The sequence below is a fragment of the Pseudomonas sp. EA_65y_Pfl2_P78 genome, assembly GCF_963970495.1.
GTDB lineage: Bacteria > Pseudomonadota > Gammaproteobacteria > Pseudomonadales > Pseudomonadaceae > Aquipseudomonas > Aquipseudomonas baetica_A.
The window spans coordinates 1-24,279 of record NZ_CAXAON010000019.1 but is presented as its reverse complement, the minus strand read 5'-3'; the positions used below and the strand labels follow the sequence as shown (position 1 = coordinate 24,279).

General features: G+C 59.3%; 20 protein-coding genes and 1 pseudogene. 13 read left to right on the top strand and 8 right to left on the bottom strand.

What is annotated here, in order from left to right; genetic code table 11:
* Positions 1-146 precede the first annotated feature (146 nt).
* Positions 147-404 carry a 50S ribosomal protein L27 gene (gene rpmA / locus AACY02_RS15835; protein ID WP_016773121.1) on the bottom strand — a complete coding sequence of 86 codons (258 nt, stop codon included), beginning with the start codon at positions 402-404 and terminating at the stop codon, positions 147-149.
* Between the two features lie 35 nt (positions 405-439).
* Entirely contained in the window at positions 440-751 is a 312-nt protein-coding gene (gene rplU, locus AACY02_RS15830) for a 50S ribosomal protein L21 (RefSeq protein WP_007924746.1), read from the bottom strand.
* Positions 752-992: 241 nt separating this feature from the next.
* On the opposite strand from rplU, the gene AACY02_RS15825 reads away from it, so the two are divergent.
* The 3 genes from AACY02_RS15825 to AACY02_RS15815 all read left to right on the top strand — a co-directional run bounded on the left by AACY02_RS15825 (position 993) and on the right by AACY02_RS15815 (position 2,892).
* Entirely contained in the window at positions 993-1,961 is a 969-nt protein-coding gene (locus AACY02_RS15825) for a polyprenyl synthetase family protein (RefSeq protein WP_339432765.1), read from the top strand.
* A 126-nt stretch (positions 1,962-2,087) separates the two neighbouring features.
* Entirely contained in the window at positions 2,088-2,429 is a 342-nt protein-coding gene (locus AACY02_RS15820) for a zinc ribbon domain-containing protein YjdM (protein ID WP_339432764.1), read from the top strand.
* Positions 2,430-2,634: 205 nt separating this feature from the next.
* Positions 2,635-2,892, top strand: a complete 258-nt coding sequence (locus AACY02_RS15815; protein WP_221730106.1) for a PA4570 family protein — start codon at positions 2,635-2,637, stop codon at positions 2,890-2,892.
* 131 nt (positions 2,893-3,023) lie between these two features.
* Here AACY02_RS15815 and AACY02_RS15810 read toward each other — a convergent pair whose 3' ends face one another.
* From AACY02_RS15810 to AACY02_RS15800, 3 genes are all read right to left on the bottom strand, one after another.
* The gene (locus AACY02_RS15810) at positions 3,024-3,641 is read right to left on the bottom strand and encodes an FKBP-type peptidyl-prolyl cis-trans isomerase (protein WP_221730107.1); all 618 of its coding nucleotides are present in this window, start codon (positions 3,639-3,641) and stop codon (positions 3,024-3,026) included.
* A gap of 122 nt (positions 3,642-3,763) precedes the next feature.
* Positions 3,764-4,069, bottom strand: a complete 306-nt coding sequence (locus AACY02_RS15805) for a DUF6482 family protein (protein ID WP_339432763.1) — start codon at positions 4,067-4,069, stop codon at positions 3,764-3,766.
* A gap of 134 nt (positions 4,070-4,203) precedes the next feature.
* Positions 4,204-4,692: a TIGR00645 family protein gene (locus tag AACY02_RS15800; protein ID WP_339432762.1), complete on the bottom strand. Its 489-nt coding sequence runs from the start codon at positions 4,690-4,692 to the stop codon at positions 4,204-4,206.
* Positions 4,693-4,853: 161 nt separating this feature from the next.
* Here AACY02_RS15800 and AACY02_RS15795 point away from each other — a divergent pair.
* Positions 4,854-6,684 (top strand): annotated as a pseudogene (locus tag AACY02_RS15795) (hypothetical protein).
* On the opposite strand, the gene AACY02_RS15790 reads toward AACY02_RS15795, so the two are convergent.
* On the bottom strand, positions 6,681-7,001 hold the full coding sequence (locus AACY02_RS15790; protein WP_339432761.1) for a PA4575 family protein: 321 nt from the start codon (positions 6,999-7,001) through the stop codon (positions 6,681-6,683). The pseudogene AACY02_RS15795 and the gene AACY02_RS15790 sit on opposite strands and share 4 nt — an antisense overlap.
* Before the next feature lie 327 nt (positions 7,002-7,328).
* The gene (locus AACY02_RS15785; protein WP_339432760.1) at positions 7,329-9,767 is read right to left on the bottom strand and encodes a Lon protease family protein; all 2,439 of its coding nucleotides are present in this window, start codon (positions 9,765-9,767) and stop codon (positions 7,329-7,331) included.
* A 300-nt stretch (positions 9,768-10,067) separates the two neighbouring features.
* Between AACY02_RS15785 and AACY02_RS15780 the strand changes: the two genes are divergently transcribed.
* The 4 genes from AACY02_RS15780 to AACY02_RS15765 all read left to right on the top strand — a co-directional run bounded on the left by AACY02_RS15780 (position 10,068) and on the right by AACY02_RS15765 (position 13,643).
* Positions 10,068-10,556, top strand: a complete 489-nt coding sequence (locus AACY02_RS15780) for a DUF3015 domain-containing protein (RefSeq protein ID WP_221730112.1) — start codon at positions 10,068-10,070, stop codon at positions 10,554-10,556.
* Positions 10,557-10,651: 95 nt separating this feature from the next.
* Positions 10,652-12,505 carry an Lnb N-terminal periplasmic domain-containing protein gene (locus AACY02_RS15775; protein WP_339432759.1) on the top strand — a complete coding sequence of 618 codons (1,854 nt, stop codon included), beginning with the start codon at positions 10,652-10,654 and terminating at the stop codon, positions 12,503-12,505.
* A gap of 215 nt (positions 12,506-12,720) precedes the next feature.
* Complete coding sequence (locus AACY02_RS15770; protein ID WP_339432758.1) at positions 12,721-13,077, top strand: hypothetical protein; 357 nt, start codon at positions 12,721-12,723, stop codon at positions 13,075-13,077.
* Positions 13,078-13,148: 71 nt separating this feature from the next.
* Positions 13,149-13,643: a GreA/GreB family elongation factor gene (locus AACY02_RS15765; RefSeq protein WP_339432757.1), complete on the top strand. Its 495-nt coding sequence runs from the start codon at positions 13,149-13,151 to the stop codon at positions 13,641-13,643.
* A 135-nt stretch (positions 13,644-13,778) separates the two neighbouring features.
* Here the strand turns inward: AACY02_RS15765 and ettA are convergent, their stop codons facing one another.
* Positions 13,779-15,443: an energy-dependent translational throttle protein EttA gene (ettA, locus tag AACY02_RS15760; protein ID WP_339432816.1), complete on the bottom strand. Its 1,665-nt coding sequence runs from the start codon at positions 15,441-15,443 to the stop codon at positions 13,779-13,781.
* Between the two features lie 286 nt (positions 15,444-15,729).
* Here ettA and AACY02_RS15755 point away from each other — a divergent pair, with 286 nt between their 5' ends.
* The 5 genes from AACY02_RS15755 (at position 15,730) to AACY02_RS15735 (ending at position 24,149) form a co-directional block, all read left to right on the top strand.
* Positions 15,730-19,578 carry a sensor domain-containing protein gene (locus AACY02_RS15755; RefSeq protein WP_339432756.1) on the top strand — a complete coding sequence of 1,283 codons (3,849 nt, stop codon included), beginning with the start codon at positions 15,730-15,732 and terminating at the stop codon, positions 19,576-19,578.
* A 237-nt stretch (positions 19,579-19,815) separates the two neighbouring features.
* Positions 19,816-21,069, top strand: coding sequence for a serine hydroxymethyltransferase (gene glyA / locus AACY02_RS15750; protein WP_221730117.1), 1,254 nt, complete (start codon positions 19,816-19,818; stop codon positions 21,067-21,069).
* A 276-nt stretch (positions 21,070-21,345) separates the two neighbouring features.
* On the top strand, positions 21,346-22,659 hold the full coding sequence (locus tag AACY02_RS15745) for a C4-dicarboxylate transporter DctA (RefSeq protein WP_339432755.1): 1,314 nt from the start codon (positions 21,346-21,348) through the stop codon (positions 22,657-22,659).
* Between the two features lie 50 nt (positions 22,660-22,709).
* A complete protein-coding gene (locus tag AACY02_RS15740; RefSeq protein ID WP_339432754.1) occupies positions 22,710-23,414 on the top strand; it encodes a FadR/GntR family transcriptional regulator in 705 nt (234 codons plus the stop codon).
* Between the two features lie 24 nt (positions 23,415-23,438).
* Positions 23,439-24,149, top strand: coding sequence for a GntR family transcriptional regulator (locus tag AACY02_RS15735; protein ID WP_339432753.1), 711 nt, complete (start codon positions 23,439-23,441; stop codon positions 24,147-24,149).
* The last annotated feature ends 130 nt before the right edge of the window (positions 24,150-24,279 follow it).

The following is a 24,279-nucleotide window of genomic DNA, read 5'->3' as shown; positions in this document are numbered from 1 at the left end:
TAAGACTCTTGCAAAAATGAGCGCAGCGACCCCAAAACACGACCTGCTTCGCACGCCGACAGCCCATACAAACAGCTTTGCAAGAGACTCACCCCACAAACGAAAAAGCCCCGTCGCAAGACAGGGCTCTTCCAGCGATCTCGCGATTAGGCCGCGATTACGCTCACGTAACGACGACCGAAGGCGCCTTTTACTTCAAACTTGATCACGCCTTCGATTTTGGCGAAGAGGGTGTGATCTTTACCCATGCCAACGCCGTAACCGGCGTGGAATTGGGTGCCGCGCTGACGCACGATGATGTTGCCGGCCTTGATGACCTGGCCGCCATACATCTTCACGCCAAGGCGTTTGGCTTCTGAGTCGCGACCGTTACGGGTACTACCACCAGCTTTTTTGTGTGCCATGAGTTCAATTCTCCTAGTGAGGAATTAGGCTGTAATTAAGCCTGAATACCGGTGATTTTGATCTCGGTGAACCACTGGCGGTGGCCCATACGCTTCATGTGGTGCTTACGGCGACGGAACTTGATGATGCGGACTTTATCGTGACGACCTTGGGAGATCACTTCAGCCTTGACGGTTGCGCCAGCAACAACAGGTGCGCCGATGTTCACGTCGTCGCCATTGGCGACCAGCAGAACGCGGTCAAAAGTCACGGACTCGCCAGTAGCGATTTCCAGTTTTTCGATCTTCAGGTATTCACCCTCAGCGACCTTGTATTGCTTACCGCCGGTAACGATTACTGCGTACATGGTATTTCTCCGATAATCCTGCTCACCCAGCTCTTTATAAGAAGAGGTATTGGCTGGCATGGCTGCATGGGGCTGGAACGGCCCAAGTGCAATTGCGTAAGGCAGGTGCTGCCCAGGAAGTTCAGGGTGCGCGATTGTACGCAAGCTACCGCGGTCATGCAAGTAGCCGTCCATCGTGCCTTGACAGGTCTGGATGGGGGTCCTAGCATGCCGCGCAACCCTTCTGGAGCGACTCTCGCTGATGCAACCCCAAGCTTTCTACCGCGCGGTGGCGGACGATTTTAGCGCCGTCGACGGCATCATCAAGAAGCAGCTGACTTCCCGAGTACCGCTGGTATCGAAAATCGGCGACTACATCACGTCGGCCGGCGGCAAACGTCTGCGTCCTTTATTGGTGTTGCTGTGTGGCAAGGCACTGGGTCGCGAAGGCGACGATATGCGTCTACTGGCCGCCACCATCGAATTCCTGCACACCGCTACCCTGCTGCATGATGACGTCGTCGACATGTCCGGCATGCGCCGCGGCCGCTCAACCGCCAACGCCATGTGGGGCAATGCCCCGAGCGTGCTGGTCGGCGACTTCCTGTACTCGCGCTCGTTCGAAATGATGGTTGAACTGGGCTCGATGCCGGTGATGAAGATCCTGTCCCAGGCCACCCGCATCATCGCCGAAGGCGAAGTGTTGCAGCTGTCCAAGGTGCGCGACGCCAGCACCACCGAAGAAACCTACATGGAAGTCATTCGCGGCAAAACCGCAATGCTCTTCGAAGCCTCGACCCACAGCGCCGCCGCGCTGGCCGGTGCCAGCGCCGGGCAGAGCGAAGCCCTGCGCACCTTCGGTGATCATCTGGGCGTGGCATTCCAACTGGTCGACGACTTGCTCGATTACAAGGGTGATGCTGAAACCCTGGGCAAGAACGTCGGTGACGATCTGGCCGAAGGCAAGCCGACCCTGCCGCTGATCTACACCATGCGTGAAGGCACGCCCGAGCAGGCTGCACTGGTGCGTCAGGCGATCCAGAAAGGCGGAATCGAAGATCTGGAAAGCATCCGCGCGGCCGTGCAAGCTTCCGGCTCGCTGGAGTACACCGCGCAACTGGCCCGCGATTACGTGGCCCGCGCGATCAAGTGCCTCGATGCACTGCCCGCCAGCGAATACCGCGACGCACTGGTTGAACTGAGCGAGTTTGCGGTCGCCCGCACACACTGATCGCCACGTAATCAAAGAGCCGCAGCCTTCCTTCGAAGCCTGCGGCTTTTTGTTGTCTGCCCTATCTCGGTTAAAACCCTATACAATGTGCGACTTTTAGCGAACCACATCCCTCAAGGAGCCTTAGTGAGCACGTTGCCACCCTGCCCGAAATGCAATTCCGAATACACCTACGAAGACGGCACTCAACTGGTTTGCCCCGAGTGCGCCCATGAATGGTCGGCCAGCGGCGATACCGAAGTGGCCTCTGATGATGCCGTGAAGAAAGATTCGGTCGGCAACGTCCTGCAGGACGGCGACACCATCACCGTGATCAAGGACTTGAAGGTCAAGGGCACCTCGCTGGTGGTCAAGGTCGGCACCAAGGTCAAGAACATCCGCCTGTGCGATGGCGACCATGACATCGACTGCAAGATCGACGGCATTGGCCCGATGAAGCTCAAATCTGAGTTCGTCAGAAAAGTCTGAATCCGCTGTCATCCATCCCGCGCCAGCCGTGGGATGGAGTCTCTCCCTCCCCGCCCTGCCCCAATCAATCCAAGCAATAGCCATACGCCAGCCGTTTTGACCTTACACAACCTTTACCCGGAAAAAACCAGAAACAGCCAATAGCCCCTTGCTATTTGACGAATAAGAATTATTCTCATTGAAACCCTTCAAGGAGATGAGAACCATGACTTATTTGATCGACGCTTGGCTGGATCGCCCACATCCGTACCTCAGAATCCTGCATCGGGAAACCGGTGAAGTCTGTGCAGTGCTTGAGGAGGAAGCCCTGCATGAGTTGCAGGATCAGGGGGATTTGGATGTCAGCAGCCTGAACTCCAGCGAGCCGCTGGTATTAAAGGAGCTGGTGCGTAATCTGTTCCTGTTCTGCTACGCCCGGGCCTTGCGCCCGACCGGTGAGATGCACAACAAGATTGAAGTATGAAACGCGATAAAACCGTGGGAGCGAGCTTGCCCGCGAAAATGGAGTCTCAGGCAACACCAGGTGTGACTCAAAGAACGCCTTCGCGAGCAGGCCCGCTCCCACATTAGCTTGTCATAAGGACAGGCCAGGTCTTACAGAACGTCCAGCAGCTCGACGTCGAATACCAGAACGCTGTGCGGCGGGATGCTGCCAACGCCTTGAGCGCCGTAAGCCAGTTCGCTCGGCACGTACAGACGCCATTTGCTGCCGGCATTCATCAGTTGCAGGGCCTCGGTCCAACCAGCGATCACGCCGCCGACCGGGAATTCGGCTGGCTGACCACGCTCGTAGGAGCTGTCGAACACAGTGCCGTCGATCAGCGTGCCGTGGTAGTGCGTACGCACTTGATCTTCACGGGATGGCTTGGCGCCTTCACCCTGAGTCAGTACTTCGAATTGCAGGCCGGAAGCCAGAGTGGTGATGCCGTCGCGCTTGGCGTTTTCAGCCAGGAACGCCAAGCCTTCGCCAGCAGCCGCTTCAGCTTTTGCAGCCGCTTCGGCTTGCATGATTTCGCGGATCACCTTGAAGCTGGCGGACATTTCTTCCTGACCCACACGGCTTGGCTTACCGGCGAAAGCGTCGGTCAGACCGGCCAGGATGGCATCCAGGCTAACGCCCGGTGGCGGGTTGTCACGCAACTGGTCACCCAACTGACGGCCGATGCCGTAGCTGACGCGGGTTTCGTCGGTGGACAGATTTACTTCGGACATGACACTGCTCCGCTGTGCGGACGGCCACAAGACTTGCCGTGCGTGCACAGCGCGTCCCGGCGCGCCCGGAACCAAAAGGGCGAGCAGACTAGCACAGATGCTCAGGCGATGGGACGCAGTGCCTACAGGACCGAGCGCCAGGCGATCGGCACCTTGAGGCTTTCCTCGCCACTGGCGCCAAGGCCACACATTTCATCGTGTACCGAGGTGTGGACGAGGTTGAACGGCAACACCGGGAAGTTATGCAACATATCCCGCGCATGCTCCACCGATCGCAGCGTCAACAGGTTGCCCTTGAGATCACTTAACGGATACGCCGCCCCATGCATCCGTGCTTCGAGCAGATAGATTCCGCCCTCCATGGAAATCAGGTTCAGTTCATCGACCTTCCTGGCGATAGCAAACGCATTCAACTCTTGCAGGTTCATGAACACACCTCACGCAATGGCGAGCCGGGATCTATACAGGGATAGGCCCACGCGCATCAAAGCACAAGCCACAAACGACACCGCCCGTCTGTTTCGCAACAGACGGGCGGTGTTTTGCAGCGCTCAAACCTTGATCAGTGTTTGGTGACCTTGTCGAGGTAGCCCATGGCGAACGCCGAGACGACAAACGTCATGTGGATGATCACGTACCACATCAGATGTTCGGGATCGACGTTCTTGGCGTCCATGAAGATCCGTAGCAAGTGGATCGAGGAGATCGCCACGATCGAGGCTGCCACTTTCATCTTCAACGAGGAAGAGTCCATGGTTCCCAGCCAACTGAGCTTTTCCTTGCCTTCGTCGATGTCCAGTTCAGAGACGAAGTTCTCGTAGCCGGAAATCATCACCATCACCAAGAGGCCGCCCACCAGCGCCATGTCGATCAGCGACAGCAGCACCAGTATCAGCTCCGACTCGGCCATCGAGAACACGTTGGGCAGGATATGGATGACTTCCTGGAAAAATTTCAACGCCAAGGCCAGCAGCCCGAGGGACAACCCGATATAGATCGGCGCCAGCAGCCAGCGCGAGGCGTACATTGCGTTTTCGATAAAGCGTTCCATTGAATCTCACACAAGGGGCTGGAAAATGGCGGCGAGTATACCAGCCACCGAGGACAGCCAGAAACTGCCCGCAAGTCCGGCACCTGCGTGTGTGTGCCAAAGTTTTTCTGCTAGTGTCCAAGCCAATGACAGCCCCGTGACAGTGGACAGGACGCGTGGAAATGGATGTGCGATTGCCGATAACGATTGCCGGAATGTGCCTTGTGCTATTGATGAGCGGTTGCTCGCCCGGCGACAAGAAGCACGCAGTCAGCCTTGAGGAAAAGACGGCAACGTTCGAACAGTCTCTCGACGCCATCACTGATCCGAAGCTCAAGGACGCCGTCACCGAGCTCGGCGGCTCGCTGCTGTTGCTTGAACGGGCACAGCTCAAACTCGAAGGCAATCCACTGCGCACCGAATATGGCGAGGACGCCCTCGGCGTGCTCAAGCACTACCCGACCCCGCAGGCGCTGGTCGATACCTTCATCAGTGGCCTGTTCGTGCTGCACAAGGACGCCAGCTCCGATTACCTCACCGACCTGCAGCCAGTATTCCCGTTCAACCTCAACATTCCCGGCGGCTTCCTGTTTCCCCATCGTGTGGAATGGCAATCGGTGACGTTGAGCAACAAACGCGTCATCCCCTACCAGCCCGAGTGGTCGGAAACCGATCCCGGTATTCAGCTCAGCCCGTCCAGTTCCAACGTCACCAACCCCGATGACCTGACCGTAACCTACCCGTTCATCGAAGGTCTGGATGTGGACAAGAAAAGTCAGCCGCAACCGGTGAGCCTGCAGGGCAAGGTTGAAGTCATCGCGCCGCGACGCTTGTACAGCTTCGACCTGACGCAAAAGGACGTCGGCCAGACTCGCACCAACGACAACCTGAGCGTCAAACTGCTGAAGCTTGGAAAGAACTACGCCGAAGTCGAATTCAGCAACAACCTGCCCTTGCCAGCGCAAGTCGCCGATTCGCAACTCAATCCTTTGATCGTTCAGGCCCGCGACGCCACCGGGCAATACCTGGTGCGCGCCGGTTCAATCAATGAAAGTCCGGAACAAGTAGCCTTCTACGAAAAACAACTGGCGCACCTGCAACAACAGAAAACCTGGAGCAACGCGCTGGAAAAGCAACTCAGCGCCGATCAGCAAGCCTTCGAGCAACAACACCCGCAGCGCTATAACAAGGTCTATTTCAATGGCCCGATCGAGACGTTGGAGGTCCGCGCGCTGGACTTCTCATCCGCCACCGTCACCCGCCAGTCGCTCGATCTCCCCATTCGCGCCTTTCATCAGCACACCACGGACAAAGCCATCAAGCCGCTGGATCTGCCAGTGGTGGTGTATGACGATCTGGCCGAGAACTGGCTCAAGGGCGCGAGCCTGACTGAAGAACAGTTGAAAGCCGGCATCCGTGTCCACCAATCCGTGGAAGACCCGAGCGCCGCGCGCATCGAGTTTTCCCATCGCCGCACCTTCAACGACGAGTTGCTCGGCGACGACTTCAACCCCGGCGACAGCCCGGTGACGTTCTTCACCGAGAAACACAACGGCAAACTCGATGAGCCGATCGAACTGCCGCCCGAGGCCTATCAGGTCGATCCGCTGCGAGCGACGATCACTTACAGATCTGAATCTGTTCCCGCAAACCCCAGCGATCGCCGTAGGCTCGATGCCGTTGTTCCTGGCAACGGTGGCCAAGCAAGCGTACGACGCCAAGTCCTTGCCCAAGGGGCTGGAGATCAAGAACAACATGCTGGTGGTAGACCTGAAACAGTTTCCGGCCAACGAATGGCGCTTCTTCGTCAAGGACGACAGCGGCAACTATCTCAAGCAGATTCTCTCGGTCAGCCACGATGCGAGCGCAGAGGGCCCGGCGTTGTTCGGCGTGCATTACTTCTATGGCCGCCCAACCCACGTGGAAACCTATCAGCGAACTGACCTCACCACCCTGCAATACGGCTTCGAGGTCAAACTCGACCCAGCACAGTTGACCGACCCTGCGCTCTAACTGTTGAGACTTCGTCCGCGCCCCCCGTTGATCTGCCGAAGCTGGGCTTGCAGGTGCAGGCTCCAGATCTGCGGATCGTCGGCGAGCTCATAGCCGTGCAGCGTCAGACTTTCGACGATGGTGTCGAGGATCGACTCGGCGGCGACTGGCCCGTGGAACGGGCCTTGGGCTTTGATAGCGGAAGGTTGTTCACCGGCCATGCCGGCAGCGAAGAGCAGCGTCCACATGCCGGTATCGCCGGCCAACGGTTTGATGACACATTCGATACGGGTCACGAGACCCAGGCATTGACGGGTGAGGCAGAGGTTGCGCGACATGGCGGCGACCCTCGGTGAAGCCGGTATTCAGCCCTCACGGGAGGACTGGCTCGATCCAGTGATACTGTCGACATCCTTGAGCTGAGAATAGAAGAAAAGTTCGCCGCGCAAGCCGCACGAAACCAGAATGCGCCGAATGGTCATTGTGTGAATATTGGCGCCAGAGTAGTGGCGCTTTCTATTGGCTGCACCCTGAAAAATATGGGAAGGGGCTTGCTCCCGAAGGCAGTGTGTCAGGCAACAGATTCGTTGGCTGATACTGCGCCTCCGGGAGCAAGCCCCCTCCCATTGTTTTGATGCCGTTGCAGTTTTTGACCTGGTTAAGGTTTACGCCGGTTTGGCTTCTACCAACGCCTCTTGCGCCAGTTCCTTCTCAGCCTCCTTCAAATCCTCTTCGCTGATCATCTCGGCAATCACCCGCAGACGCTCAACCACCCGCGCATTGACGCTGCCTTCAGGGAACTGACCGTCTGCATCCGGTTCACCGGCCGGCTCGCCAACCAGCAGGCTCAGCGCCTCGTCGGCCTGACGCACCGCGTAAACGTGGAACTGCCCGGCGCGCACCGCCGCCAGTACTTTTTCGTCGAGCATCAAGGTGGCGACGTTGGCCTGCGGAATGATCGCGCCCTGCTCGCCGGTCAGCCCGCGCGCCTCGCAGAGGCGGAAGAAGCCTTCGATCTTCTCGTTGACCCCACCGACCGCTTGCACTTCGCCGAACTGGTTGATGGAGCCGGTGATCGCAAAGCATTGCTTGAGCGGTGTTTTCGACAGCGCCGAAATCAACGTGCAGGCCTCGCCCAACGAAGCACTGTCGCCATCAACGTAACCGTAGGACTGCTCCAGCGCGATGCTCGCGGAAATCGCCAACGGGAATTCCTGCGCATAACGGCTGCCCAGATAGCCGGTGAGGATCATCACGCCCTTGGAGTGAATCGGCTGGCCGAGGTTGACCTCGCGCTCGATGTCGACGATCCCGCTGCCGCCCGGATACACCGTGGCGGAAATCCGCGCCGGCACACCGAACGCCGAGTCGCCGACTTCCAGCACGGTCAAACCGTTACACTTGCCGACCGCCGCCCCGTCGGTGTCGATCAGGATGATCCCGGCGAGCATGTCGTCGAGAATTCGCGCCGACACACGCCCGGTGCGAGTGGCCTTGGCTTTCAGCGCACGCTCGATATGCCCGGCATCGGTCATTTCATCGCCGGCCAGATGACGGATGAAATCCGCCTCGCTGACCAACTGGAACAAATCACCGATTCGCGCCGACAAACGCCCCTGATGCTCGGCCAGACGGGCGCTGTACGTCGCCAGACGCGCGACCGCATCGGCGGTCAAAGGCGCCATGCCTTCTTCAGAAGTGCGGGTTTTGAGCAACTGGGCGAATTGCTCCAGGCTCTCGTCGACCATCGGAATGTCTTCGTCGAAGTCGACCAGGACGCGGAACATCTCCTGAAAGTCCGGATCGAGGTCTTGCAGCGTGTAATACAGCGAACGTGCGCCGATGATGATGACTTTGACCTGCAACGGAATGTGCTGCGGGTTGAGGGTCACGGTGGCGAAGCGGCCCATCTCGCCCAGCGGCGATTCCATTTTCAGCTTGCGCGATTGCAGAGCGCGCTTGAGCGCATCCCACACGAATGGCTCGCTGAGCATTTTTTCCGCTTCAAGAATCAGGAAGCCGCCATTGGCACGGTGCAGCGCGCCTGGACGCAACTGGCGATAGGTGGTGTAGAGCGCGCCCTGATCGGTGGTGTATTCGATACGACCGAACAGGTTTTCGTAAGTCGGGTGCGGTTCGAATACCACTGGCGCGCCGCCGCTGGCCGGATGCCCGACCACCAGACTCGGTGCGTACTGCTCCTCCAGCAGTTTGCGCGCAACGGCGTCAGTCTTGCTGTCATCGACCAGTTGCTCGACCACGGTTTTGAGCAGGTACACCTGCATCGCTTGCAGGTAACCGCAGACGGCGGCGTTCTCCGCGTATTTCTCCGACAGCGGCGACAACAGCGGCTGCAAGGCCAGGGTGATGGTTTCTTCGTTGAGCTGACGCAGCTGGTTGTTCGACTCACGCTTCCACTGCGGCAGGCTGGCGAGTTCTTCGTTCAGGCGTTCTTCGAGACCGGAGATGTCATCGTGAAAACGTTCGCGATCGGCTTCCGGCAATTGCGAAAACTCAGCCTCATCCAGCGCCTTGCCGTCGAGCATCGGCGTGAAGGCGATGTTGCTGCTGTCGCGGTACAGGGCGACGTCTTTTTCCAGAGCCAGACGCTCGATGATGTCGAGGGCCTTGTCGTAGCGCTGGTTGAAAGCCCGGTCGATGGCGCTTTTCTTTTGCTGGTAGGACGGATGCTCGAACACGGCCGGGAAGGTCGCCAGCAGGTTGTCGATCAAGCCGTTGATGTCACCGATAAACGAGCCGGCCGTACCCGATGGCAGTTCCAGAACGCGAGGCTCGCGAGGCTCGTCGAAATTATTGACATAGACCCAGTCCGCCGGGGTCTGCAGGCGTTTGCCTTCGGCCTTCAGGTAGCGTTTGACGAACGAGAAACGACCGGTGCCGGGCTCACCCATCACGAATACGTTGTAACCGGGGCGTGGCATGGCCACACCGAACTGCAAGGCTTCGACCGCACGTTCCTGGCCGAGCACACCGCGAAAGGGCTCCAGATCATTGGTGGTAGTGAAGCTGAACTGTTCAGCGGAAAACGGACGGGTCAGCGCTTCGGGCGCTATACGCAGGCTGGCAGCAACAGGATCAGGCATCGGGCTTCCTTAACAATCAGGCGGGGCAGATAGCGGCATTCTGGCGCTGCCCGTACCCCACTGGCAAGGCGCGCCCTATGACAAAGCATAGACAACCGGTCGCCCCCGCCCCCTCCCCTGTGAAATCGGGGTTATCGCCAAATCTTTTGTAAAAAATCACGGAACCCCAGGAACGTGCCTAAACTCCAAACTGCGCGGCTGGAACTAATACCGGCCCACTGGCTTCGTTTGGATCTGTTTCTACAGAGCTTGGGGGGCCAGAACCCTGTCCATTGGTATGCACACAAAGAGAACAAAGCTATGAAACGGATTCTTCTCGGTACTCTCTTCACCGCTGTATCCATCAACGCAATGGCGCAAGCCCCGGGCGGCCCGGATTGCGGTTGGGGCAACATGCTGTTCGAAGGTCAGCGTGGCACCCCGGCTCACTTCCTCGCTTCCACCACCAACGGCACGTCCGGTAACGCTACCTTCGGCATGACGTCCGGCACCAACGGTTGCTCGACCAACGCATCGCTGACCTACGGCGGCAAATCCTGGATTGCCATGAATGGCATGATGAACGAGCTGTCCGAAGACATGGCCAAAGGCAACGGCGAAGCGCTGACGACTTATGCCGTGGTACTGGGCGTGGCGCCGCAAGACCGTGCGCACTTCGCGGCCGTCACTCACGAGCACTTCCAGCAGATCTTCAGCAAGGCTGACGTGACCGCTGAAGACGTGCACACCAACACCCTGGCCGTTCTGAAGTCAGACCCACGTCTGGCCAAGTACGCCACTCAGGCTTAAGCTCGACCCCACCCGCTTCTTTCGGGAAGCGGGTTTTGTTTTTTCGGCCCGTCCCTCCTTGGGTCTTTTTTTCTTTCCTGTTTAAGTTGCCGACTATGCTCAAACGCCTTGCCTGGCTGGCGCTCTGTGTCTGCGCCCCGCTGTCCGCCGCGCCAACCATCGATCCTCAACGTTTGCAGCAACTGGCCAATGACCGCTTCTGGATTTCCCTCGGCCACTACGAAACCGCCAAGCTCGGCGGCTGGCGCAGCTATGTCAGCGACAAGAAATTCTTCCTCGCGCCCGATGGCAATGAACATCCCGACCATGAACTGGCCGCCACGGTACAAGCGCTGTACGCCCCGGCCAGCCTCGGCGAGCAGCACGCGCAATGCGTCTACCCCGCCCGCACGCGCTGGCTCAAAACGCAACTCAACCTGAGCGACCTGCCAACGCCTGCGTGTGCCGAGTACAAAAAGTGGTTCAAGGACGTTTCGCCGCACAGCGCGGTGATGATCTTCCCCGCGGCTTATCTCAACAGCCCGTCATCGATGTTCGGCCACACGTTGCTGCGCATCGATCAGGCTGACGTGCAGACCGACAAGACCTCGCTGCTCAGTTACGCCATCAACTTCGGCGCCTACATCGAAGGTTCGGACAACAGCATTCTGTACGCCTGGAAAGGCTTGATGGGGGGCTACCCGGGGCTGTTTGCGCTGGTGCCGTATCAGGAAAAACTCTCCGAATACCGCAGCCTGGAAAACCGCGATCTGTGGGAGTACCGGCTCAATCTGACGCAAGAAGAAACCGCGCGCATGGTCGAGCATGTGTGGGAGCTGAAGCAGATCCAGTTCGACTATTTCTTCTTCGACGAAAACTGCTCCTACCGCTTGCTCGAATTGCTGCAGGTCGCGCGACCGAGTTTGCGCCTGACCGAACAATTCCCGCTGACGGCAATTCCCACCGACACGGTCAAAGCGGTGAAAGAAGCCGGGTTGGTGGAAAGCATTCAATACCGCCCCTCTCGTGAACGTGAACTGCTCAGTCGCGCCGAGCCTTTGACCGATGACGAACAGGCGTGGGTACTGAACGTCAGCGCCGATCAACAGCAACTGCAAGAGCCGACATTCAAAGCGCTGCCTCGCGAGCGCCAAGCGCTGATCATCGATGCGGCTTATCGCCTGGAACGCTACCGCGCCAACGGCCAGGAGCGCGATCCGCAACGAGCGCAACGCAGTTTCGAACTGCTGCGGGCAATCAACAAGAACCCCGCCCCCGAACTGGACATTGCGCAACCGGGCCTGCCTGAAGACGGCCACGAATCACGCACCTGGCAGGCCGGTCTCGGCACCCGTGGTGATCGTGCGTTCGGCGAATACGGCTTGCGTATGGCCTATCACGACCTCAACGACAACGCCGAAAGTTTCCCGCTCGGCGCGCAGATCGAAATCCTGCAAATGAAGCTGCGCCAGTACGAAGGCAAGCACTGGCAATTCCAGCAACTGGATCTGGCGACCATTCGCTCGCTGACGCCGCGCAATGAGTTGTTGCAGCCATTGTCGTGGCAAGTCACCGGCGGCCTTGAGCGTGTGCCGGGCAAGCATGATGACGAAACCCTGGTCAGCCACGTCAACGGTGGCGGCGGTGGTACGTGGCAGTTGGGCGAAGATGTGCTCGGGTTTGCCCTGGGCACGGTACGTGTCGAACACAACAATGACTTCGCCGGTTTCATTGCGCCAGCCGCTGGTTTCAACAGCGGCGTACTGTGGAAAAACCCGCTGGGCAACCTGAGCCTGGAGGCCAAGGGTGATTACTTCACCAACGGCGAAGTGCGCCGTAGCCTGAGCCTGAATCAGCAGTGGGAATTGTCGCGCAACCTTGGTTTGCGCCTGAGTGCGCAACGCGAGTTCAGTCATCTGGCCACGCCTGAAACCGAAGTCATGCTCGAGGTGAAGTGGTATCACTACTGATCTGAAGCCCAGCAAATAACCCCTGTGTGGCGGGCCTGCTCACGAAGGCGTCGTGTCAGGCGATTCAAATGTCGGCTGACACACCGGTTTCGCGAGCAAGCCCGCCTACAGGAATCTCCAGTGTTCAACGAATTACTCACACGCCTTTCACCAACGCCCGACGAATCCCCTTCTAGACTTTCCCTATCAGCCGAGAACCGGCGCGGGAGAGTGCGATGTGGCGGTGTGCGGGTTTGCTGGGTGTTTTGCTGATGCTGGGCGGTTGCCAGACCACTCACGAAGATTTCATCGCCAAAGGTTACCCACCGGCCTTCGCCGACGGTTTTGATGACGGTTGTGTCAGCGGCCGGCAAGCGGCCGGCTCGATCAGCGGCGAATTCCGCAAGAACGTGCCGCGCTATCTCAAGGACAACCAATACGCCGAAGGCTGGACCGACGGCTTTCGCCAGTGTCAGGCGATGCTGGAAAACAAGGGTCGCGAAGAGTATCGCAACGAACACTGGGACGAACGCGAACGCGCCTGGCAGCGCCAGAAAGATCAGGGCGCCGGGCGGGCTTACCGCTCGCAGTAGGTCGCTTCCAGACATCCAGTGAAACCAAATGCCGGCGACCATGACCCAAACTCTATGAAGAGGAGGACACCATGAGCCGCGCTTTCGTTAACGAAGACAATGCCGCCGCGCAAGCCGATCAGCCCGTCGAACGGCAGGCCAGCACGCAACCCAATTACGTCACACCGCTGGGGCTCGCCCAGTTGCAGGGGAAAGTCGCCGAGCTGCAAGCCCTGCACGCCGAGCAATCGGCCAAGGGTGAACAGGCTGACAAACAACGTCTGGCCGATCTTGAACGTGATCTGCGTTACTTCAATCAACGTCTGGGCAGTGCCCAAGTCGCCGTCGCCGCGACCTCTACCGACAAGGTGCAGATCGGCAGTTGGGTGACCTATGCCGACGAACACAACACCGAGCGCCGCGTGCAACTGGTGGGTGAAGACCAGGCCGACGCCGCCAAAGGCTTGATCAACTGGGGCTCACCACTGGGCCGGGCATTGCTCGGCGCCCAGCTTAACGACGAGGTGCTGTGGCAGCGCCCCGCCGGTGATCAACTGATTGAAGTGATCCGTGTCGAACCTTCGTAAACCACGCCTTGGGCCCACATCGCATCGGCGACCAAAGTTGCCCACCTCACCTGCCGCCCATCAAAGCCCTGCTAAAAAACCAGGCACAAAAAAGCGGAGCCCGAAGGCTCCGCTTTTTATGCAACCCGCCCAGTATCAGGCCAGTTTTTTGTGGCGTACCCGGTGTGGCTGGGCCGCTGCTTCGCCGAGGCGCTTTTTGCGATCAGCTTCGTACTCGGTGTAGTTGCCTTCGAAGAACACCGCCTGGGAGTCGTCTTCGTACGCCAGGATGTGGGTCGCGACGCGGTCAAGGAACCACCGATCGTGAGAGATCACAATGGCGGCGCCCGGGAAGTCCAGCAGGGCTTCTTCCAGCGAACGCAGGGTTTCAACGTCGAGGTCGTTGGACGGTTCGTCGAGCAGCAGGACGTTGCCGCCCTCTTTCAGGGTCAGCGCCAGGTGCAGACGACCGCGCTCACCACCGGACAGGTCCTTGACGAACTTCTGCTGATCGCCGCCCTTGAAGTTGAAACGACCGACGTAGGTACGCGACGGAATCTCGTAGTTGCCGATGCGGATCTGGTCCGAACCGTCGGAGATCTGCTGGAACACCGTCTTGCTGCCGTCGAGGTCTTCGCGGCTCTGATCCACACAAGCCAGCTGCACGGTTTCGCCGACTTCGATGGAGCCCGAATCCGGCGTTTCCTTGCCCATCAGCATGCGGAACAGGGTCGACTTACCGGCACCGTTACCGCCAATCACGCCGACAATGGCGCCTTTAGGCATGGAGAACGACAGGTTGTCGATCAACACGCGATCGCCGTAGCCCTTGGTGACGTTCTTGAACTCGATGACTTTGTCGCCCAGGCGCGGACCGGCCGGGATGTAGATCTCGTTGGTTTCGCTGCGTTTCTGGAATTCCTGCGACTGCATTTCTTCGAAGCGTTGCAGACGAGCCTTGGATTTCGACTGGCGGGCCTTGGCGCCTTTGCGCACCCACTCCAGTTCTTCTTTCATGGCTTTTTCGTGAGCCGACTGCTGCTTGGATTCGGCCGCCAGACGATCGGACTTGGCTTCGAGCCAACCCGAGTAGTTGCCCTCGTAAGGAATGCCCGCGCCGCGGTCGAGTTCCAGAATCCAGCCCGCGACGTTGTCGAGGAAGTAACGGTCGTGCGTGATCGCAACCACGGTGCCCGGGAAGTCGTGCAGGAAGTGCTCCAGCCACGCCACGGAGTCAGCGTCCAAGTGGTTGGTCGGTTCGTCGAGCAGCAGCATGTCCGGGGCGGACAGCAGCAGACGGCACAGGGCCACACGGCGTTTTTCACCGCCGGACAAATGTTCGACCTTGGCATCCCACGCCGGCAGACGCAGCGCATCGGCGGCGACTTCCAGTTGGCGATCCAGGTTGTGACCGTCGCTGGCTTGCAGGATGGCTTCGAGCTTGGCCTGTTCTGCCGCCAGTTTGTCGAAGTCGGCATCTTCTTCAGCGTAAGCCGCGTAGACCTCGTCCAGGCGCGCCTGGGCGTTCTTGATCACGCTGACCGCTTCCTCGACCACTTCACGCACGGTCTTGGTGGGGTCAAGTTGTGGCTCTTGCGGCAGATAACCGATGTTCAGGTCCGGCATCGGACGGGCTTCGCCCTCGAACTCAGTGTCGACGCCGGCCATGATTTTCAGCAGCGTGGACTTACCCGAACCGTTGAGGCCGAGTACGCCGATCTTGGCGCCGGGGAAGAACGACAGAGAAATGTTTTTCAGGATTTCCCGCTTCGGCGGAACAACTTTGCCCAGCCGATGCATGGTGAAGACGTATTGAGCCATGGAGAACCTTGGGTCAGTGACAGATGAATGATTGGAGCGCAGGCGATGCCCGGCCAGACCGTGCGCGTCGTTCACTTGATGTTGATCAATGCGTGCGCGCTGAAAAAAGTCTGAGTCTAGGAGCTGGAACGCTCCCGCGTAACCGGCAAAGCTACCTGAATGACCGGTGGCAGTCCAGCCGCGCGGGGCTGGCACTTCGCCACGACTCAAGGCATGCTAGCCGCCCTTCGGGCGTCCGGCTTATAGTGCACGTCGCGCCAGTCCAGCCAAACCGCAGGATTACAGCTTGTCCAAAGTCACTCCGCCAGCCTCCGTGAGCAGCTCCCAACCGGCGCCAGGCTCCCCCCTGCGCGGAACATTAAAGGGTGCGCTGGCCACATTGGTGCTCTTGTTGCTGGCGTTGCTGTTCTGGCAATTGCTTGATCAATTGCACGAAACCCAGAAAAACCAGCGCCAATACACCATCGATTACACCGCCGACCTCGCCTCTCAGGTCAGCCTGAACATGGCGCTGAATGCGCAAATTGCCCTCAATCTGCTACCGATCGTCGAACAACCGCAATCAGCCGACGAACAGCAGGCGCTGTTACGCAAGCTTCAAAAATCACTGCCGGACCTGCGCAGCCTGGCGTTGCTCAGCCCCTCCGGGAGAATCCTCAGCGACAGCAGTGCCGAAAGCTCCGACGCCGACTACCTTAGCGAACTGGTACGCCGCAGCCGCGCCCAAGCGCACTACTTCAGCAATGCCGACGATGGCTCGGTGGTACACCTGTTATTGCATCAGGCCAGCGGCAACGTTCGTGGTTATTGGGCACTGCGCCTGACCCCGACATTCTTCGACTCGCTGACCAAGCAGAGTGAAACCGGCCTGCGTCCGCTGTGGCTGGTGGAAAACCGCCTCAACCACCAGATCATCAGTCGCGACGAAATACTGTCATCCGCCAAGCCAGGCGTGCTGAGTCCCGACGATCTGGCCAACACCGTGCTCACCGTTGCGCTGAGCAGCAGCGATTGGCAACTGCGTGGTTTGTTCGACCGCCAGCGCGTGCTCGAAGAATTGCTGCCCGCGTTCATCGGCAAATGCCTACTGGGCCTGGCCTTCTCGCTGCTGCCGGTGATCGCACTATTGAACATGCGTCGCCGTCAGCGCCAGGTTCATGAGGGGCGCCGGCGTTATCAGGACATCTTCGACGGCACCGGCGTCGCCTTGTGCGTGCTGGACCTCTCTGGCCTGAAACAGTTTTTCGACAAGGCGCAGATCCAGAGCAGCGATCAACTCAAGGCCTGGCTCGACCAGCCGCAACAGCGTCAGCAGGTGTTGCAGGAATTGCGCGTTACCGAAGTCAATCAGGTAGCGCTGCAATTGCTCAACGTCAACTCCTGCGACGACGCCTGGCAACTGTTGATCGACGGTCATCCGCACCCTCACTGCGCGATCGGCAATCAGGTACTCGACGCCGTACTTCAACAGCAAAGTCAGCTGGAACTGGAAATCAAACTGCCGGACACCAACGGTCGCGATCAACACCTGTGGATGGTTTTACGCCTGCCGCAGGAGCAGCACGACTATAAAGCGGTGATCCTGAGCATCAACGACATCACCAGCCGTAAACTCATCGAACTGTCGCTGCTGGAGCGCGAAGGTTTCTGGTCGGACGTGGTGCGTACCGTGCCGGATCATCTGTATGTGCAAGACGTGGTCAGCCAACGGATGATTTTCAGCAACCACCACCTCGGCCAAACGCTGGGCTACAACCGCACCGAACTGCATCAAATGGGGGAGTACTTCTGGGAAATACTCCTGCATCCGGAAGACGCCGACTATTACCATCGCTCGCGTCAGATGCAGCGTCACGCCGGTTACAGTCAACTGCTTCAGTGCCAGTTGCGCTTCCGGCACCGCGACGGCGAATGGCGGCGCTTCGATATTCGTGAACAAGCGCTGGCCCGCGACAAACATGATCAGGTCACGCGGATCATCGGTGTGGCCAAAGACATCACCGAGCAAATCGAGGCCAGCGAATCGCTGCGCGACAGCGAACAGCGCTACCGCATGCTCGCCGAAAGCATCAGCGACGTGATTTTTTCCACCGACAGCAAGCTCTCGCTGAACTACGTCAGCCCGTCGGTGCAAGCGGTGCTGGGTTACGACGCCGAGTGGATTTTCCAGAACGGCTGGCAATCGACCATCGCCAATCCGCAGCAACTGAGCGGTATTTACACCCTGATGGATCGGGTCAGCAAGGCGCTGGACAAACCCGAGCAACTGGCAATCTTGCGCAATCAAGTGCAGACGCAGTTATTCCTGTTCGACTGCCTGCGCGCCGATGGCCGCAAGATCCCGATCGAGTTGCGACTGGTGCTGGTGTGGGACGAGCACGGCGCGTTTGAAGGCGTGCTCGGCGTCGGACGCGACATCAGCCAACAGCGCCGCGCCGAGAAAGACCTGCGCATGGCGGCCACCGTATTCGAGCATTCTACGTCGGCGATCCTGATCACCGACCCGGCCGGGTACATCGTCCAGGCCAACGAAGCCTTCAGCCGCGTCAGTGGTTATGCGGTCAGCGAAGTGCTCGACCAGTTGCCGAACATGCTCACCGTCGACGAGCAACAGGATGCGCACCTGCGTTACGTGCTCAAGCAACTGCATCAGCACAACACCTGGGAAGGCGAGGTCTGGCTCAAGCGCCGTAACGGCGAACATTACCCGGCATGGGTCGGCATCACTGCCGTGCTCGATGACGAAGGCGACCTGGCCAGTTACGTGTGCTTCTTCAGCGACATCAGTGAGCGCAAGGCCAGCGAGCAACGGATTCATCGTCTCGCCTATTACGACGCCCTGACCCACCTGCCGAACCGCACACTGTTCCAGGATCGTCTGCACACCGCACTGCAATCGGCCGAGCGGCAGAAGTCCTGGGTGGTGTTGATGTTCCTCGACCTCGACCGCTTCAAGCCAATCAACGACTCCCTCGGCCACGCCGCCGGCGACCGCATGCTCAAGGACATGGCCACGCGCCTGCTGGCCTGCGTCGACGATGACGACACCGTGGCGCGGATGGGCGGCGACGAATTCACCCTGCTGCTGCAACATCGCTCCAGCCGCGAGATGGCGCTGAACCGCGCGATCCATGTGGCCGAGCAAATTCTTGCGAGTCTGGTGCGCCCGTTCGTGCTTGAAGGCCGCGAGTTCTTCGTCACGGCCAGTATCGGCATCGCCCTGAGCCCGCAGGATGGCAACGAGCTCAGCCAGTTGATGAAGAACGCCGACACCGCGATGTACCACGCCAAGGAACGCGGCAAGAACAACTTCCAGTTCTATCAGGCCGACATGAACGCCAGTGCGCTTGAGCGCCTGGAGCTGGAAAGCGACCTGCGCCATGCCTTGGAGCAGAACGAATTCGTCCTGTATTACCAGCCGCAATTCAGTGGCGACGGCAAACGCCTGACCGGCGCCGAAGCGCTGCTGCGCTGGCGTCATCCGCGTCGCGGACTGGTGCCGCCGGGAGATTTCATTCCGGTACTGGAAGAACTCGGGCTGGTGGTAGACGTCGGTGATTGGGTGATCGGCGAAGCATGTCGCCAACTCAAGACCTGGCACCAGAACCGCGTGCGTGTGCCCAAAGTGTCGGTGAACATCTCGGCGCGGCAGTTCTCCGACGGCCAACTTGGCACGCGAATCGCCAATATCCTCAAGGAAACCGGCCTGCCGCCGGCGTGCCTGGAGCTGGAACTGACCGAAAGCATCCTGATGCGCGAAGTCTGCGAGGCGATGCAGATTCTCGACGGGCTGAAAAACCTCGGCCTGAGCATTGCGGTCGACGACTTCGGCACCGGTTATTCATCGCTCAACTACCTCAAGCAATTCCCGATCGACGTGCTGAAGATCGACCGCACCTTCGTTGACGGCCTGCCGTCCGGCGAGCAGGACGCACAGATTGCCCGGGCGATCATCGCCATGGCCCACAGCCTGAACCTGGCGGTGATCGCCGAAGGTGTGGAAACCCATGAGCAATTGGACTTCCTGCGTGAGCATGGCTGCGATGAGGTGCAGGGGTATCTGTTTGGAAGGCCAATGCCGGCGAGCCGGTTCGAGGCGCAATTCAGTAACGATGCGCTCTTCATGTTCGACTGAAAATCTGTGGCGCGGCCTTCGCGAGCAGGCTCGCTTCCACAAGGATTGATGTCGATCACAAAATCGCAGGCTGGCCTCGGTTAGCGTGAGCGAGCCGGCTCGCGAAGCGGCCAGTAAAAACACCGCACATCTGTCATGAATGCCACTTGTCTGCGACATGATGTCGTTTCATATGCCATCCAAAACCCATTGGGTTAGAATGCCCCCCTTTTCTGCCCCCGATCCTTGAGGACCGCCATGTTCAGCCGTGATTTGACTATTGCCAAGTACGACGCCGATCTTTTTGCCGCCATGGAGCAAGAAGCTCAGCGCCAGGAAGAACACATCGAGCTGATCGCTTCGGAAAACTACACCAGCCCTGCGGTGATGGAGGCTCAAGGCTCGGTACTGACCAACAAGTACGCCGAAGGTTATCCGGGCAAGCGCTACTACGGTGGTTGCGAGTTCGTCGACGTGGTTGAGCAACTGGCCATCGACCGCGCCAAAGAACTGTTCGGCGCCGATTACGCCAACGTTCAGCCGCACGCCGGTTCCCAAGCCAACGCCGCTGTCTACCTGGCACTGCTGCAAGGTGGCGACACCATTCTGGGCATGAGCCTGGCCCACGGTGGTCACCTGACCCACGGCGCCAGCGTTTCCTCCTCCGGCAAGCTGTACAACGCGGTGCAGTACGGCATCGACGCCAACGGCCTGATCGACTACGACGAAGTCGAGCGTCTGGCTGTTGAGCACAAGCCGAAAATGATCGTGGCCGGTTTCTCTGCCTACTCGCAGATTCTGGATTTCCCACGCTTTCGCGCGATCGCTGACAAGGTTGGCGCTTACCTGTTCGTCGACATGGCTCACGTGGCCGGTCTGGTCGCCGCGGGCGTCTACCCGAACCCGGTGCCTTTCGCTGACGTGGTGACCACCACCACCCACAAGACCCTGCGCGGTCCGCGTGGCGGCCTGATCCTGGCTCGCGCCAACGCCGACATCGAGAAGAAGCTGAACTCCGCCGTATTCCCGGGCGCCCAGGGTGGCCCGCTGGAGCACGTGATTGCCGCCAAAGCGATCTGCTTCAAGGAAGCGCTGCAGCCTGAGTTCAAGACTTACCAGCAACAAGTGGTGAAAAACGCCAAAGCCATGGCCGGCGTGTTCATCGAGCGCGGTTTCGACGTGGTCTCCGGCGGTACTGAAAACCACCTGTTCCTGCTGTCGCTGATCAAGCAGGACATCTCCGGTAAAGACGCCGACGCCGCGCTGGGCAAAGCGTTCATCACCGTGAACAAGAACTCCGTGCCTAACGATCCACGCTCGCCATTCGTCACCTCCGGCCTGCGCTTCGGTACGCCGGCTGTGACCACGCGTGGCTTCAAGGAAGCAGAGTGCAAAGAACTGGCCGGCTGGATCTGCGACATCCTGGCTGACCTGAACAACGAAGCGGTGATCGACGCCGTTCGTGAGAAAGTCAAAGCCATCTGCAAGAAACTGCCGGTCTACGGCGCTTAAGTGCGACGTTAAACCCGCAGCATGAAGAACCGGCCAGTGATGGCCGGTTTTTTTTCGCCTGCAAAAAAGTTTCGGGTCAACAACCGCTCAAGATCGGGGGATTGCGCACAACTGGTAAGACCGGTCATGCCAATTCGTCATTTTTCACTTGCGATCCGTAAAAAACAGCGCCTAGACTGCGCCTGCACTGGACATACCGGTAAGACCACAATAATTAAGTCCTGAATCTGATGTGCCCCGCACACGGCAGCCAGGACACCGACCAGGATTCCTCCCATGCTCAGATGGTGCTCGCGTTCAATCTTCCTCCAAGTGGTTCTCGGACTGGTGCTCGGCATCGTCTGCGGGCTGACCCTTCCCGAATATTCCGCCCAGCTCAAACCCCTAGGCGACGGTTTCATCAAACTGATCAAGATGCTCATCGGCCTGATCGTCTTCTGCGTAGTGGTCAGCGGCATCAGTGGCGCGGGCGACCTGAAGAAGGTCGGGCGCATCGGCCTCAAGTCAGTCATCTATTTTGAAGTGCTCACCACCATCGCCTTGGTGATCGGCCTGGTGTTTGCGTTCAGCACCGGGATCGGCAGCGGCGCCAATATCCATCTGGAGCAACTGTCCGCCGCCGACATCGGCGATATCGCCGAACGCGGCCAGCACATACACACCACCACGCAGTTCCTGATGGATCTGATCCCGACCTCCGTCATCGGTGCCTTTGCCGACAACAACATTTTGCAAGTGCTGTTGTTCTCGGTGCTGTTCGGTAGCGCATTGAATCTGGTCGGCGAAGCCGCCTCCGGGATCTCGCGGCTGATCAACGAGCTGAGCCATGTGATCTTCCGGATCATGGGCATGATCGTGCGTCTGGCGCCGATTGGCGTGTTCGGCGCCATCGCGTTTACCACCAGCAAATATGGCCTGGATTCGCTGCAGCATCTGGGCAGTCTGGTCGGTTTGTTCTATCTGACGTGCATGGCCTTTGTCGCTTTGATTCTTGGCTTGGTAATGCGCTTGTCCGGACTGCGCCTGTGGCCGCTGCTCAAGTACCTGCGTGAAGAAATGCTGATCGTCATGGGCACCGCGTCCTCCGACGCCGTATTGCCACAGATCATGCGCAAACTGGAACATCTGGGCATCGGCAGCTCGACCGTCGGGCTGGTGATTCCGACCGGTTACTCGTTCAACCTCGACGGTTTCTCGATCTACCTGACCCTGGCCATCGTGTTCATCGCCAACGCCACCGGCACACCGCTGGCCATGACCGATCTGCTGACCATTCTGCTGGTATCGCTGATCACCTCCAAAGGTGCCCACGGCATTCCCGGTTCGGCGCTGGTGATTCTCGCCGCAACGCTGACGGCGATTCCCGCCATCCCCGTGGTCGGTCTGGTGTTGGTGTTGGCGGTGGACTGGTTCATGGGCATCGGCCGAGCGCTGACCAACCTGATCGGCAACTGCGTCGCCACCGTCGCCATCGCGCGCTGGGAAAAGGACATCGATGTGCAACGCGCGAACAAGGTGCTCAGCGGTCAGCAGGGCTATACCTTTCAAGCGAGAAAACCGGTCGCTCAAGCAGCCGCCAAAGAATTTTGAATGACCGCCGTGCCTGCTGACCCGCAGGCACGGCTCATGGAGCAAGACAAGTGATTACCACCTCAACCGTCGTCAACTCAGTCGTAGAAAAACTCCGGGCCGCGCTGGCCCGTGGTCAGTGGCGCTCCGGCGACATGCTGCCCGGCCAGCGCGAACTGGCCGAACAACTGGGCATCAGCCGCCCGAGCCTGCGCGAAGCGGTGATCGTCCTGGAAACCCTCGGCCTGGTGCGCTCGATGCCGGGCAAAGGCGTGGTGGTGCTCGACGCGCAACGGAGTGACAGCCAAAGCCACGACAGCGCAGTGGCCGGCGCCAGCCTCGAAGACGTGCTGCAACTGCGCTACACCCTGGAGCCGTTCATTGTCGGCCTCGTGGCCCAATCGATCAGCAGCAAGGAAGTCGGCCAGTTGCGCCTGACCCTGATGGACATGCGCGAAGCCCTGGAGGCCGGCGACAGCGAAGCCGGGGTCAGCGCCTACATCGCCTTCCACGAAGAATTGTTCACCCTGACCTCAAACCCGATTTTCCAAAGCGTGGTGCAACAGACCAGCAACGCCCTCAAGCAAAGTGCCGACGTGCTGCGCAATTCCCCGGAACATCTGGCCGAACGCCTCGAAGAAAACGAAGCGGTGGTGCGCGCGATCCGCAGCAAAAACAGCGCTCAGGCCAGTGCCGAAATGCGTCGACACATCCTGCGCGAAGGCCAGCGGATGGGCATCGAGCTGAACATTCCGGAAGACCACTTGAACACCTGAATTTCTTCACACTGGAGACCGGCCATGAACAGTCTTGCCACGCCGTCGCACCCTCGCCAGACCTCGGCGGCCCTGCCCTTCTCCCGCCTGCAAGTGCCGGTGGGCGATCTGTATCCGCGACTGTTCGACGCGATCCTCGAACAGCGTCTCGATGCTGCCAGCCGTTTCACCGAAGACAGCCTCAGGCAGATGTTCGGCGTCAGCCGCGCCGATGTGCGGCGGGTGCTGACGCAGCTGTCCCATGAACACATCATTGTGTTGCGCGCCAATCATCGCCCGCGTGTCACCGCGCTGAATGCCGAACAAACGCGGCAAACCCTGCATGCACGGCGCCTGACCGAAAGCACGCTGGTGCGCCTGGCTTGTCAGCGGCCACAGGCCGAAGAATTGAAGCGCCTGCGAGCGTTGATCGAGCGTGAACGCCAGGCTGTCGAGCAGGATCGGCGGGCGATGGCGATTCGGTTGTCCGGGGAGTTCCACCTGCAACTGGCACACATGGCGGGGAATGCACCGCTGGCGCATTTTCTCGGCAGTCTGGTGCCGCTGACGTCATTGGCGATTGCGCGCAGCGCAGGGCTCACGCGAGGTTGTTGCGCGTGGCAGGAGCATTTGGCGATTGTTGAGGCAGTGGAATGTGGGGATGCTTGCAAAGCCGGGATGCTGATGAACCAACATCTGGATCATCTGGAAGACACTCTGTTGTATTGCGTCAATGAACAGTGCGCCACCGGATGATCGGGGAGTGTCAGATTTTTTGTGTGCGGGCCGGTAACGGCCTGCCGTAAGGCAAGCCCTTTTTTCACCAGTTCAACCTGGTAAATCGATCTCCATAAAGAATCGCAAACTGATTCATTGCTGTCTTCCA